Source organism: Mycolicibacterium komossense, assembly GCF_025822605.1.
Classification (GTDB): domain Bacteria; phylum Actinomycetota; class Actinomycetes; order Mycobacteriales; family Mycobacteriaceae; genus Mycobacterium; species Mycobacterium komossense.
In genome coordinates, this window is sequence record NZ_JACKTY010000049.1 from 1 (window position 1) to 12826 (window position 12826).

General features: G+C 64.4%; 12 protein-coding genes and 1 pseudogene. 8 read left to right on the plus strand and 5 right to left on the minus strand.

Going from position 1 to position 12826, the window contains the following annotated elements:
- The coding region (locus H7J73_RS29120) for a hypothetical protein (RefSeq protein ID WP_264071300.1) at nucleotides 1–348 on the minus strand (348 nt) is incomplete at its 3' end.
- A 100-nt stretch (nucleotides 349–448) separates the two neighbouring features.
- Here H7J73_RS29120 and H7J73_RS29125 point away from each other — a divergent pair.
- Nucleotides 449–751, plus strand: coding sequence for a hypothetical protein (locus tag H7J73_RS29125; protein WP_264071301.1), 303 nt, complete (start codon nucleotides 449–451; stop codon nucleotides 749–751).
- A 276-nt stretch (nucleotides 752–1027) separates the two neighbouring features.
- Here the strand turns inward: H7J73_RS29125 and H7J73_RS34045 are convergent, their stop codons facing one another.
- Nucleotides 1028–1171 (minus strand): hypothetical protein, encoded by a 144-nt coding sequence (locus H7J73_RS34045; protein ID WP_435405599.1) that lies wholly within the window; start codon nucleotides 1169–1171, stop codon nucleotides 1028–1030.
- Between the two features lie 98 nt (nucleotides 1172–1269).
- Nucleotides 1270–2961: a hypothetical protein gene (locus H7J73_RS29135; RefSeq protein WP_264071302.1), complete on the minus strand. Its 1692-nt coding sequence runs from the start codon at nucleotides 2959–2961 to the stop codon at nucleotides 1270–1272.
- Between the two features lie 158 nt (nucleotides 2962–3119).
- On the opposite strand from H7J73_RS29135, the gene H7J73_RS29140 reads away from it, so the two are divergent.
- Nucleotides 3120–3263: a hypothetical protein gene (locus tag H7J73_RS29140; protein ID WP_264071303.1), complete on the plus strand. Its 144-nt coding sequence runs from the start codon at nucleotides 3120–3122 to the stop codon at nucleotides 3261–3263.
- An 885-nt stretch (nucleotides 3264–4148) separates the two neighbouring features.
- Here H7J73_RS29140 and H7J73_RS29145 read toward each other — a convergent pair.
- A complete protein-coding gene (locus tag H7J73_RS29145) occupies nucleotides 4149–5039 on the minus strand; it encodes a helix-turn-helix transcriptional regulator (RefSeq protein WP_264071305.1) in 891 nt (296 codons plus the stop codon).
- 113 nt (nucleotides 5040–5152) lie between these two features.
- Between H7J73_RS29145 and H7J73_RS29150 the strand changes: the two genes are divergently transcribed.
- The 5 genes and pseudogenes from H7J73_RS29150 (at nucleotide 5153) to H7J73_RS29170 (ending at nucleotide 10142) form a co-directional block, all read left to right on the plus strand.
- A complete protein-coding gene (locus H7J73_RS29150; protein WP_264071306.1) occupies nucleotides 5153–6730 on the plus strand; it encodes an MFS transporter in 1578 nt (525 codons plus the stop codon).
- Nucleotides 6727–7727: pseudogene (locus tag H7J73_RS29155) on the plus strand (IS481 family transposase). Before H7J73_RS29150 ends, H7J73_RS29155 begins: the two are co-directional and overlap by 4 nt.
- Nucleotides 7728–7741: 14 nt before the next feature.
- Complete coding sequence (locus tag H7J73_RS29160) at nucleotides 7742–7951, plus strand: hypothetical protein (protein ID WP_264071307.1); 210 nt, start codon at nucleotides 7742–7744, stop codon at nucleotides 7949–7951.
- Nucleotides 7952–8281: 330 nt separating this feature from the next.
- Nucleotides 8282–9055, plus strand: coding sequence for a type II toxin-antitoxin system VapC family toxin (locus H7J73_RS29165; protein ID WP_264071308.1), 774 nt, complete (start codon nucleotides 8282–8284; stop codon nucleotides 9053–9055).
- A 232-nt stretch (nucleotides 9056–9287) separates the two neighbouring features.
- A complete protein-coding gene (locus H7J73_RS29170) occupies nucleotides 9288–10142 on the plus strand; it encodes an NmrA/HSCARG family protein (protein ID WP_264071309.1) in 855 nt (284 codons plus the stop codon).
- Nucleotides 10143–10308: 166 nt separating this feature from the next.
- Here H7J73_RS29170 and H7J73_RS29175 read toward each other — a convergent pair whose 3' ends face one another.
- Nucleotides 10309–11076: a TetR/AcrR family transcriptional regulator C-terminal domain-containing protein gene (locus H7J73_RS29175; RefSeq protein ID WP_264071310.1), complete on the minus strand. Its 768-nt coding sequence runs from the start codon at nucleotides 11074–11076 to the stop codon at nucleotides 10309–10311.
- Between the two features lie 117 nt (nucleotides 11077–11193).
- Between H7J73_RS29175 and H7J73_RS29180 the strand changes: the two genes are divergently transcribed.
- Nucleotides 11194–12816, plus strand: coding sequence for an amidohydrolase (locus H7J73_RS29180; RefSeq protein ID WP_264071311.1), 1623 nt, complete (start codon nucleotides 11194–11196; stop codon nucleotides 12814–12816).
- Nucleotides 12817–12826: the final 10 nt, after the last annotated feature.

Genomic DNA, 12826 nt, shown 5'->3' on the forward strand with positions numbered 1-12826 from the left:
TCCTGATCGACACGACGAACACGGGGTGGATACTTTTATCTGGCCAAAACTGGATACCTCGACTTGGCCACCAGTGGATACCTTTTCATGGCCACGGACAGCAGGTACTGCAGTTGCCGTAAGCGATGAGTTGATCAAATCCTTGTAGGTCCCGAAATCCTGTGGCGCCGAATTTTCCTTCGCCCACTCGTTGTATTCAGTGAATGACCGCACGTAAGGCGTCGGGTGGTCATCGTCTGCGGGAGCCAACAGTCCGTTCCCAATGTCCGCTTGCTGGACCGTCACGCCGCGGTTGATGAATGCGTTGAGTACGTCGCTGCCGGCGTCCCCCTCATTGAGATGAGGCATGTTGTGCGGTTGCCACTCGCCCTTGGGCTGGTCGCCGAGGAGAGCTTCCTCGAATGTCTTTGAGACTAGGTCGGTTCCAGGAGTGCCTGCGGCATCTGCGATGCCGAAAGCCTTCCTCGACCGTCTTGCGCGCATCTTCGGGAGAGGTGATCGAATCCGTGCCCAGAGCATCGGCCATGTCGGAGATCGCGCCATTGACTGCTGTGGCGAGATTCTGGTCGGTCGAATCCGCCTTCCGCAGGAGATCGACTATGGCGTCATGAACGATGCTCATGTGGTGCTCGATCTCCGCCTGTTCATCGGGATCGGTGGAGTGGGGAGGGTGCAACATTCCCGAGGCGGAATCGATGGTGATCCCCCACCGATCGGCCATGTGCTGAATCCGGGCTCCACTCCGCCTTGATGGACTCCACCTGGGAAGCCGCGCCACGGACGGTCTTGGCGGCTTGGTCGCATTCGTCGGCGTGCTGCACCATGCTGGCGCTGATCTTCTGGGCCATTTGCATGGCGGCTTCGCGTGAGTAACCCTGCCATTCCAAGCCAAGGATGGTCGCGGCTTGATTGTGTGCCGCCTCGCGGGTGTCGTTCGCACGCTTGGTAGCCGCATCGGCTACCGCTCGGATGGATCCTGGGTCCCACCGTTCCAGGTCCGCCAATCCAATCCCCACAGGCAGCGAATTTACCTGAGTGTTCGCTGCGCGCCAGTCACCTTTTCGCCGGTGCTGACGTTGCCGAGGGTTCCGCCGACCGTCGCCTCATTGAGCTTTTTGCGGAACTTCTCGATGGCCTCCACCCGGGCGGTAACACCGCCGTCGATCTGCACCAGATCGCCGACGCGCAGCGATCCGCTCTGGACCCGACCAGTTGCGACGCCCCCGACCTTTGATAGCGAACACGTCCTCCGCTGTCATGCTGAACATGTCAGGCGGCGTTACTCGTCACCTTGGCGCACAACAGAGTGCTCAACGGAACGCTGAACAGCAGCAGCGCCAACGTCGGATCGTCAGCGGCCACATCGGGCAGGCGGGTCACGACGGCCGCCGCGGCGGCCACCAGTAACAGCTGCGCCGACACCGTGAGTACGACGCCACTGTGCTCGTTCCGGTCCAGCGCTGCCGGTGGCATCGCCCACAGTAAGGCGAACAGTGCAGCTGTGACGGCGATGACCGGCGTGAGCGGAGTGGCAATGAGACTCGGTAGCCATGACGTGCCGCTGACGATCAGCAATGGGACCAACACCAGCCGATTGATCATCTCGGCCGAGAAGTATCTTCTGCCGAAAAGTGCTGCGATACAGCCGACTACGGTCAGGCAGATGGCTACTTGGGGGGCTTTGGCCCAGAAAGCCCGGGGCCAGTCCATGCCTGCCTGTTGGCCCATCACACCGATGTACACCGGCATCAGGAACAACAGGCTCACCCTGGCGACGGCCCTCCCGACCGTGCCGCTCCAGCGCGCCGATACGGCGATGGGAATCAAGGCAGCCATTGCTGCCCATGCGATTACCAGACCGAGTTCAGCGGGCACCGGCACGATATCGTGCAACGGCCCGATGACGGCGCTCGCGATGAGGTTCACGACCATGGCGACGGCGATCACGATATGCCCCGAGAGCGCACTGACCCCCACTGCCAAAGTCGTTGCCACGTCGCCGCGTTGCTCCAGAGGAGACCGGAACGAACGTCTCGTCACATGCGTGATGGCGAGGGCGACCACGATGGCGTGTGGCCAGGTCCACAGGTCGCCGAGGCCCCAGTAGTCGTCAAGGAACCCCGACGAGATCCCGCCGATCCCAGACACTTCGAGAGCAATGACTCCTACCGCGGCGGCGCAGAGCAGCGCGGTCGCCCACCACCCGCCACGATGTTCGGAGATTCGATGCGCGACCGCCGATCGCGAATGTGCCGCCAACGCAACGCCACCGGTCGACATTGCCGCCACGAACGCCAGGGCGATACCGGGAACGTAAGTCTGGGTGGAGATGTCGGCGATCAACATCTTGAGCAGTTCGGGTTCGGGAATCGGCGGGTCGGCGCGCAGAGCCCGTCCGAACCGGAGATTCGCGTAGATGGCCGGGATCCACGGCGCCGCAACCAATACGGCCAGTAGCAGGGCCAGCCACGGAGCGGGGGGCCGATGCCGCACATGGACAAACGCGATCACGATCGCCGTGGCTGCGAACCACGCGGCAGCGGCGGGAATCGCCATCCACGAACGGTCGATCGCCAGCACGAGGAGCGGGATCAGGGGAGTCGCGACACCCGCACACCACGCCAGGAGCACGTGGTGTCGAGGGTGGTCCACGCCGGTGGAAGTCACGACGTAGCCGGTGGCCGCCGCACCCGAGCCCACGGCGATGCCGGCCAGCAGCGGCCAGATCGGCGAGTAGTTGAAGGGCAACTGACCGTCGTAGAGGCTGCCTTCCACCGGTGTGAACACACCCGGGATGAAGCCGAAGGCCAGCATGATCGCCGCGCCGATCCAGGCTAGGAGAGCGAGTGGGAGTAAGGGGGCCCAGAGATGGCCCGGACGCAGGCGGGTCGGGCGCCGGCGTGCGTCCTCCCATAAGCGCTGCAGCGGAGACTCTCGGCTGTCGGTGAGTGGCGATTGCACCTCGACAGGGTTGTCGGACGTGCTTGGAAAATTCTTGAAAATTCTTGAATCGGCTGTTCAGGCCCCCTCAGGGTGGCGCATCTCATACGTCAGATTTTTGATTTACATGCAGTTAACAAGGACCATAGAGGGGGTCTACCAAGGAGTGAGAGAAAAAAATGTCCATCACGCAGTACCGCGCCACCATCAAGCGAGCACGGGAGCGGCGCCGTCTTTACGCCCGTATCGGCAGCCTCCCCGACTCCACCTTCCGCAAGGAATTGTTGGCCATTGCCCAACGCCACGAGGGTGAGAATCGCTGACGCGAGGCGTACTCGCACAAGAGCCGGTGACCCGCGAGGTTGCCGGCTCTGTTGTTTCTGGGAGGAACAACCTCGAACAGGCCGTGCGCGAGCGAGCGTCCGAGGGGCTGCTCGACGACCACCCGCCGGTCGTCACCACACGGATGCCCACGTTTGGCCGCGTTCGACGGAACAGCGTTCAAATCCGCTCCCACTGAGCATCGTTGAGTAATCGATCCCGCGGAGCTGGAGTCACCCCCAATGCATCGCATCAAACCCGCGGCCGTGGGGGAGACACGTCAAGATCGCCACGCGCTTCTGCGTAGCAGTACTCGAGTTGTCAGCTCAGTAAGAGGATCGGCACGAATACGGCTTCGAACGCGACAACCCCGAGGCACGCATAGAACGCGCCACGGGCCACATACCAATGGTTCTTGAATGGGAACACCCAGGCTAAACCTGCGGGAAACAGCGGGGCAAGCGGCCATAAGAATCCGAAGTCAGAATGACCGATGCGAAGCCGACGAACAGTTCGGTCAGCAATGCAATCGGATGCTGTTCCTCGCGACCTGAGACTTCGGGGGTGTACCCACGGTCGTCACCCTCTCTAGGAGATCGCTTGGGTCACAAGGCCAGGCGGCCAAACGGCGATCACGGGCGCCGCACCGGTAGGTGGGGCGAGGACCAAGCCAATTCCGAAGGTGCGATTGGACGTACTAGTTGTTGCGGGTCATGACGTTGCTTACGGGCCTCCGGGGATGCTTCTTTATCGAGGCGCGAACGTTGTGATCGCGGTCAGCGCGGCTGAGTGGGCGGTGTGCACCAGGCTTTCCGAACACGCCGGGTCGGTTCGGGATGAGCTCGGTGCGTGGGCATGAAAACCGGCCCGCATTCGGGTCCGCGGTATCAGACCGAGCGGGTGTTGGGGTTGTGGGGAGTCTTTGGCGATGCGGCCGTGAGGCTCCCGAGAAAGTTGAGTGCTTCCTCTGAGGTGCTACCCGGAGTGGCGGTGTAAATGACAAGCAAGTGATCGGCGGCGTCGGGGAGTTGAAATGTTTCGTATCGCAGGTCGATATCGCCCAGGTCTGGGTGGTGGAATCGTTTGGGGCCGTGCGTCTTTTGATGGACGTGGTGAGATGCCCAGAGGGTGCGGAAGCTGGGGCTGCTCAGTGAGAGTTCGCCAACGAGTTGGACGAGTTCGGGATCGCGTGGGTGACGTCCGGCTGCCATACGCAACATCCCCACCGTGGTGCGGGCTGCGTCGTCCCAATCGGGGTGCACAACTTTGGACTGGGGGTTCAGAAAGATCTGGCGTCCCATATTGCGTTCTTGGACAGCAAGGTTAGGGAAATCGGCGATCAGGGCCGCCGCTAGGTGATTCCACGCCAACACGTCGTTTCGGTCGTTCATGATCATCGCGGGTGTGGTTGGGATTGCTTCGACCATCTGGCGGAGCGGGTCGCGCAGCGTGCGCGGGTGGTCAGCGATCACTCGGGTGGGCCTGCGTCGGACCGGCCTTGCCAAGTCGTAGAGGTGGGCGCGTTCGGCGGATCCGAGAAGCAGCGCTCGACAGAGCGCGTCGAGTACTTCGTCGGAGGGTCGGTCGGCACGTCCCTGTTCCAGTCGTACGTAATAGTCGGTGCTCAAGCCGACCAATTCGGCGACTTCTTCGCGCCGTAGTCCGGGAACTCTGCGTCTGCTGGTCGACGTGCGGCCGACATCGGCGGGAGAAACCAGGGCACGGCGCGCGCGTAGGTAGCCGCCGAGGGTCGTGCTGGTCGCGTGCGTGTCGGACATCGAATTCAGTATGACCGCGACACCGCGGCTGGGGTGTTCTGAAGGTGGTCCTGTCATACCCAGGGAATCACCGTCTCTTCATCCGAGGATCCCCGGCGCTGACGATCGACACCATGTCCTCTTCACGAGCGGGTACTGCCCGCACCGCTGATATCCCGACCCAGGAGCCAGCTCCGATGACCGACCAGGCCGGAAACGGATTTTGGCCAATGATGGTGGCGATCGCGCTAGCCAGCATGCTGCTGCCCTTCTCGATCACCGGGGCGGCGATGGCATTGCCCACCATGGCGGCGAATCTGGGCGCACCCGTCAGTTCCGGACAGTGGGTGCTCAACGGCTTCAACATCACCTTCGCCGCCCTACCCCTGGCCTTTGGGAGCCTTGCAGATCGGTGGGGAAGGCGACGCATCCTGTTGTCGGGCATCACCATGGTCGGGCTGATGTCCTTGGTGGTGGCGGTGGCCCCGTCAATGGCTGTGGTCGTTGCTGCGCGCGTCATCCAAGGAGCCGGGGCCGCGTCGGTCTTGGCGTCGGGGGCCGCGGTCTTGGCGCACGCCACCACCGGGCGCCGCCGACACCTCGCCTTCGGCATCCTCGGGGCATCGTTTGGCTCAGGTCTGGCCATTGGCCCGCTAGCCGCCGGTGCACTGGTGCAGTCCGCCGGCTGGCGGTCGGTGTTCTTCCTGTTGGCTGCGATCTCCCTACCCGCACTGCTGTGCGGGACGCGGGCACCGGAATCTAGCAATCCCGATCAGCCCGCATTCGACGTGGCCGGGCTGGTGCTTTTCACGGCGGGGCTGACGTGTCTTTCCTTTGCGTTCGTCGCAGCGAGTACCACCGGCTGGGCCGCGGCGGGCACGCTGTTCTTACTGGCAGGCGCGGTGGCCTTGATAGCCCTGTTCGCGGTGGTGGAACTTCACATGGCAGAGCGGGCGATGTTCGATGTCCGACTCTTCCGCAAACCCGAGTTCGTTGCCGTGATTTTTCAACCCTTCACTGTCTCTTTGGGGTTCGTGGTCCTGTTGGTCTACCTCACCATTTATCTTCAAGGCGTTGCCGGGCACACCACGGTGGCCAGCGGCCTGCTGCTGCTCCCGATGACTGCGCCGGTACTGGTCCTACCCCTGATCGCCAGCAACCTAGCCGCTCGGACGTCGGTCAGGATGGTCTTGACCGGAGCCTCCGTTCTCATCGTGATCGGTGCCCTGCTGTTGATGACACTGCGTAGCGACGGATCATGGCTGATGCTTGCGTTGCCGCTGTTGCCGTTCGGTGCGGGCGTGGGCCTGGCGTTTGGGGTCATGGACAACGCTGCCGTCAGCACCGTCCCTGTCAGCAACGCCGGGGCGGCGGCAGGGATCTTCAACACCATGCGCGTCACCGGGGAGTCCGTCGCGATCGCCGCCGCCGCGGCGGTCCTGACCACCCTGACTGCCCGAGACCTGAGCAGCCACGGCGTCGCCGCAGACTACGCTTCAGCACTGGCCGGGCAAGCGATCCAAGGACACCTTGACCCCGCCCATTCAGCTGCCTTGACCGAAGGCATCACCAATGCCTTCCACACCATCGGGCTGGCGCTTGCCGCCCTGTCGGCCGTCGGTGCGGTCCTGACATTCTTCGCCCTGGCACCCCACAGAGCCCAATCTCGAGGCAGCGACCACCACACGTCCACGACCGGAGCCACTCGATGACTCACCGCAACGCCCCATTGTCCGTTGAGGGCCGACGCCGTCTCGTCGCTCGCTGTCAGACGCGTCCGATCGCCCACGTGGCCGCCGAGATGGGGATCTCCCGGGCGTGTGCCTCGAAGTGGGTCAACCGGTTCGTCAGTTCGGCGAGATGGGCTTGGAAGACCGTTCGTCCACTCCGCGATGTCAACCCGCCGCGACTGCTGCGCAGACAATCACCGTGATCGAGACGATGCGCCGCACGCGGAAGTGGTCGGCGACCCGGATCGCCTTCGAACTCAACGCTCAAGGCGTAGCGATCAGCCGCCGCACCGTATCTCGGCACCTGGTCGCGCTCGGGCTAAACCGGCGACGGTTCATCGACCCCAACGGGGAGCCGAATCGTGCGCCACGTCCCATCACCGCACGCCGACCCGGCCACATGGTTCACGTTGACGTGAAGAAGGTCGGCCGCATCCCCGACGGCGGCGGCTGGAGGGTGCACGGAAAGGGCAGCCCACACGCCAAAGCCGTCGCCCGAACCACCGCCGCGGGCGCCCGAGCCGGCTACGTCTATCTGCACTCCGCCATCGACGGCTATGCGCGGTTGGCCTACACCGAAGCACTACCCGACGAAAAAGCCATCACCGCAATCGGTTTCATGCACCGCGCTCGCGTATGGTTTGCCGCCCACGGCATCGACCGGATCGAACGGATCGTCACCGACAACGGCGCCTGCTACCGAGCCAAGGATTTCGCTCACGTCCTTCACGGGGCACGTCATCAGCGAATCGCGCCCTACACCCCGCGGCACAACGGCAAAGTAGAGCGCTACAACCGCATCCTGGCAGAAGAGTTCCTCTATGCCCGCACTTGGACCTCAGAAGCCCAACGCGCCGACGCCCTGAAGATCTGGAACATCCACTTCAACTACCACCGACCACACTCCGCCACCGACGGTCAGCCACCGGCATCACGACTCACTCACGGTGTCACCAACGTCATGGCCTCATACAACTAGTACTGCGGCGGTTCATGGATGCCCCCACGATCATCACGATCACTATGGCAACACAGATCGCGGTGATCGCCGTCGCAGAAGCCTTCGAGACCAAGATTGCTCTCGCAGCCAGCCCCCAGAAAACTCCGCCGACCACCGCACCGACCAAGGTGGCTCTTTGCCAGTCGGCGACCGGACGTGTCATGTCAGCCGCGGAGTTGTTTGCGCGGTTGTCGAGCCGGTAGCTACTGCGCGATTCGATCCCGCATCCCACGTGTCCAGATCGACCAACGAGATCCCCCACAGCCGGCCAACGTACGGCACTCACATGCGAGACGTATTCACTGCACGCGGGATTGACATCAGGGGCCTGATTCGGCACCGGCCGCAGCCCTGGTGTCAATCTCGGCACTGGCGCGGGCTGCCATCACAGCTGCGGCGGTTTACAACCTCGAACAGGGCGCCAAGCGGATGGCAAAACGGCGCTTATCGCGCGGTCGTCGACGGTTGGCCGGCGCAGCCAGTCCGTCCGTAAACCGCGCGCGCCGAAGCTTCTGCGCCGTTAACGTGGTGCCGTGGACTGGGAATTCGACGCCGAGGTGTTCCAGTGGCGTGGCCCCGCACCGTACTTTTTCGTCGCCGCGCCCGCGCATGTCGATGACTTCCTGCACGCTCATCTCGGCGAGCTGACATACGGCTGGGGTGGCATCCCTGCGCAAGTCCGCATCGGCGCCACCGAGGTCACGACATCACTGATGCCGAAGGACGGCGTGTACCTGATACCGCTGAAGGTGGCGCTGCGCCGTTCTGAAGGGATCGACGACGGCGATCACGTGCGGGTGCGGCTCCACGTCGGCCGTCGGAACGTCGGTGGTCAATCTGAAAGTGCGTCGATGACCACATTTGTCATCGATGCACAGGTGGCCATCCACCTCGCCACTGGCGAAGCGACCATTTCGCCGCAGTACAGCCTGACGGCTCCCACGCTGCTGCGCTCGCAGACGCTCGCCCTGGTGTACGAATCTGTCCGCCGCGGCGAGATCGACGAAGGGGTCGGCCGGAAAATCCTCGACGATGTTCGCGGTCTACGGATCCGGTATCTCGGCGACAGATCGCTGGAGGACCATGCTTGGCGACTAGCCGTCAAACTGAACTGGCCCGACATCCACCGGGCCGAGTACATCGCACTGACCCAACTCCAGGCCGACGCACTGGTTACCTTGGATGACGAATTCGCTTTCACGGCAAGTGCATTCGTCAAGATCGCATCCCTGGCCGACATCCTGCGTCCCTGGGGCGGGGGACAGATGGCCCGACCCAATCCGGACGATCCGGGGCCACCGCCGTAGGGTGCTGGGCCGTCGTCGAGGTGTGCGGAGTCGTGGCGGTCCGGGCCTCAAAGCGGTCACGTCAACTCCCGTTTCACGCCCGCACCGCCTGTGGGCCACGCGGCGGCGCGGCTCGCATTGCCTATCACCGGTAAGCGACCTACCCTACCGTTATACGGAATATTTCGTCCGCTACTGGGCGTCGCTGCACCCGCGCCGACGCAACTGCTGTACCTCGTGAGTGGAGAAGAACGTGGCGCTATCTGGCGTGTTCGCCGTTGTCGGAGCAACCGGACAGCAAGGCGGCGCTACCGCGCGGGCCCTCCTGGACGCCGGGGCGACGGTACGGGCGCTGGTCCGCGACCCGGAGAGACCGGCCGCGCAGTCCCTCGCAGCCGCCGGAGCCCAGCTGGCCGTTGCCGATTTCGACGACCCGGCGAGCCTCCGGACGGCCTTCGACGGGGCTGCGCGGGTGTTCGCAATGACCACGATGACTTCGGGCCGAGGCACGACCGGTGAGATCAACGACGGCATCCTCATCGCAGATGCGGCCAAGTCCGCCGGTGTCGAGCATCTCGTGTACAGCTCGGTGGGTGGCGCGGAGCGACACACCGGAATCCCGCACTTCGAGAGCAAACGCCGCGTCGAGGAACACATCGAAAGTCTTGGATTGCCGGCCACATTCGTGCGGCCGACGTTCTTCTACGACAACCTGCGCAGCCAGTCGTCGGTGCCCGAGGACGGCGTCACCGTCGTGCGCCTGCCGATGCCCGACGGCGTTCCACTGCAAATGGTGGCCGTCGACGACATCGGCGCAGTCGCGGCTGCCGTGCTCATCGCGCCGTCCCGGGTACCCACCGGGGCGGTAGAGATCGCCGGCGACGAGTTGACGGGCTCCCAAATCGCCGACGTCTTCGGACGCCAAGCGGGACTGCCCGCACGGTTTGAAGCGTTGCCGCCCACGGCCTCCGGCGACGACGACCTGCAGGCAATGTTCACGTGGTTCGCCACACCCCCGTCCTATCAAGCAGATCGTGCGCTGACCGCTGAACTCGACCCGCAATTGCAAACATTCGAACAATGGCTGGATGGGCACTGGGGGCCGTAAACGGCCCGAGCGGATCCGAGACGCTCCTGAGTCGTCGGCGCAACCTTATTGCGGATAGCCATGTTTCGGGTGTTGCACCGGTACGCGCGATGTCAGTTCGGGGACTCTACGCGCTACCAGCTGACCTGCGACGAGTGGCGTCTAATTGCGCAAACTCGGGGGCATATCAGGTGTTCACGGCGCGGTTATTGCACGGCGGCGGGGTGGTTGAACGAGACCGCACCTCACGCGAGTTCTCAGTGGTAGCACCGCGTAACGCCGCAAACCGGATGCGCAGACCTGCAACCAGCGCCTCGATTCCGACCTGAAACGCTATGTCTGCTGGAGCGCTATCGGTCAACGCTTCCTCGCGGGCCCGGTACGCGGAGGTGAAGGCCGGGACCTCTTCCTCTGCACCTATCGGGTCGAACATGTCGCCGGGTGCGACAGCGTCGAGAGCGGAGCCGAGGATGAACGACTCGACGGCCACGATCGTCTGCAGCACCTCCGACTCAGGCCAGCCGGCATCGACCATGGCGGAGACCACGGTCTCGTACATCCGCATCGTGCGCTTGGCGCCCTTGACCGGCAGCGTGGCGAGCATCGCGATGGTCGGCGGATGCCTGGCAAAAGCGAACCGGTATGAGTGTGCCCAGTGCAACATCGCGTGGTCCCAAGGCTCGGTCGCGAACGCGCTGACGTCGATGCGGTCGCTGATGAGCTCGCGGATGCCCGCGATGACCTCGTCCTTGCCGTCGACGTGGTTGTAAAGGGCACTGGGTCGCACACGGAGCGCCTTGCCGAGCTCGGCCATCGTGAAGTCCTCGGTCCCTGCCTCATCGAGCAGCCGCAAGGCGGTCGTCGCGATGAGGTCGCGGGTCAGCACGGTGGTGGTCGGACGACCGACCCTGCGGGTCGGCCGTTGCGCCCCTGCTTCGCCCTTCGCCTTCGGCATGGATGTCACCCTAGCGCTCAGAGTGAGATCGAATTCATCGGCGGCTCTTCCCTTCCGGTGCCACAGTGCCCTAACATCTGACGACATTAACGAACGCCGTTCATTTTTAGTGTTGGAATGTTGGAGGTTCAGTTGGGTGCCACCGTTTTCGTCAACGGCACGGTCCTGTCCAGCTATCGCGCAGACGCGCACGAGAGTCGTGCGGTGGCCGTCGATGATGGGCGGATCGTCGGCCTCGATGCGGACGCGCTCGCGCTGCGCGACGCGGCGGACGAGGTGGTTGACCTGGCTGGCGGCGTGCTGGCCCCGGCATTCGGTGATGGGCACGCTCATCCCATACTGGGCGGGCTCGAGAAGCTTGGCCCGCAGGTGCGCGGGTGCAGCACTGTGGCTGAGATCGTCACCTGCGTCAAGGACTGGGCGGACGGGCATCCCGAGCAGGAGTGGATCTACGGCGGCAGCTACGACGCCGCACTCGTCCCCGAGGGCCTGTTCGACGCCCGCTGGCTCGATGACGCCGTGCTCGATCGCCCAGTCGTGCTGCGTGCCTGGGATTACCACACGGTGTGGGTCAACTCCGAGGCGCTACGCCGCGCCGGCATCAACGCCGATACGCCGGAGCCGCCGCTCGGGCGCATCCCTCGCCGCCCAGACGGGACGCCGCTGGGCATCCTTCAGGAGCCCGGCGCCGTTGACCTGCTCCGGCCGGTCGAACCCGGCCGGACGACCGAGGAGCGCGTCGAGGCGATCCGTCTCGCCACAGCCGAATACTCAGCGCTCGGCGTGGCCTGGATCCAGGACGCCTGGGTAGAGCCGGCGGACGTGGACGCCTACCTAATTGCTGCCGAACGCGCCCTACTCTGTGCCCGCGTCAACCTCGCTCTGCGGGCTGACCCGCTGCGATGGCGAGATCAGGTACCCGACTTCATTGACATACGCCGCCGCGTTGAGGAACTCGCCGACCCATTGCTCACCGCCGCCACAGTCAAGATCTTCGTCGACGGGATCGTCGAAAACCGCACAGCCGCGCTGCTCGCGGACTACAACGACGTCGTCGGCGACCGCGGCCTGCCCAACTGGGACGCCACTCAGCTGGCCGAGGCCGCCGTTGTCTTCGACCGCCTTGGCTTCCAGCTGCATCTGCACGCGATCGGTGACGCCGCCTGCCGCACCTCGCTGGACATCTTCGAACATGTGGAGCGGACCAACGGACCCCGCGACCGGCGTCCAGTCATAGCGCACGTGCAGCTGGCCGATCCCGCCGATCTTCCACGCTTTGCGGCGCTCGGCGTCACTGCGAACTTCGAGCCGCTGTGGGCGCAGCTCGACCCGGTCATGGTCGGCCTCACCCTTCCTCGCCTCGGGCCCGAGCGCGAGCAGCTGCAATACCCCATACGTACGCTGCTGGAGACCGCCCACATCTCCTTCGGCAGTGACTGGCCGGTCAGCGACAACGATTGGCGTCCAGGGATCGCTACCGCGGTCACCCGTCAGACCGCAGATCGAGTGCCGGCTGCGGGATGGACTCCCGCACAACGCATCCCGATCACCGAAGCGCTGGAAGCTTACTCCTTCGGCGTTACCCGCCAGGCCTTCGCCGACGCGACCCGCGGCACGTTGCGACCCGGAACCGCGCCCGACCTGGTGTGGCTCGACCACGACCCGCGCCGCCGGGATCCCCACGATATCCGCTCAATCCGGGTGCTCGGCACCTGGGTCGCGGGCACCCGCCGCGCGTAGGAGCGCCCTG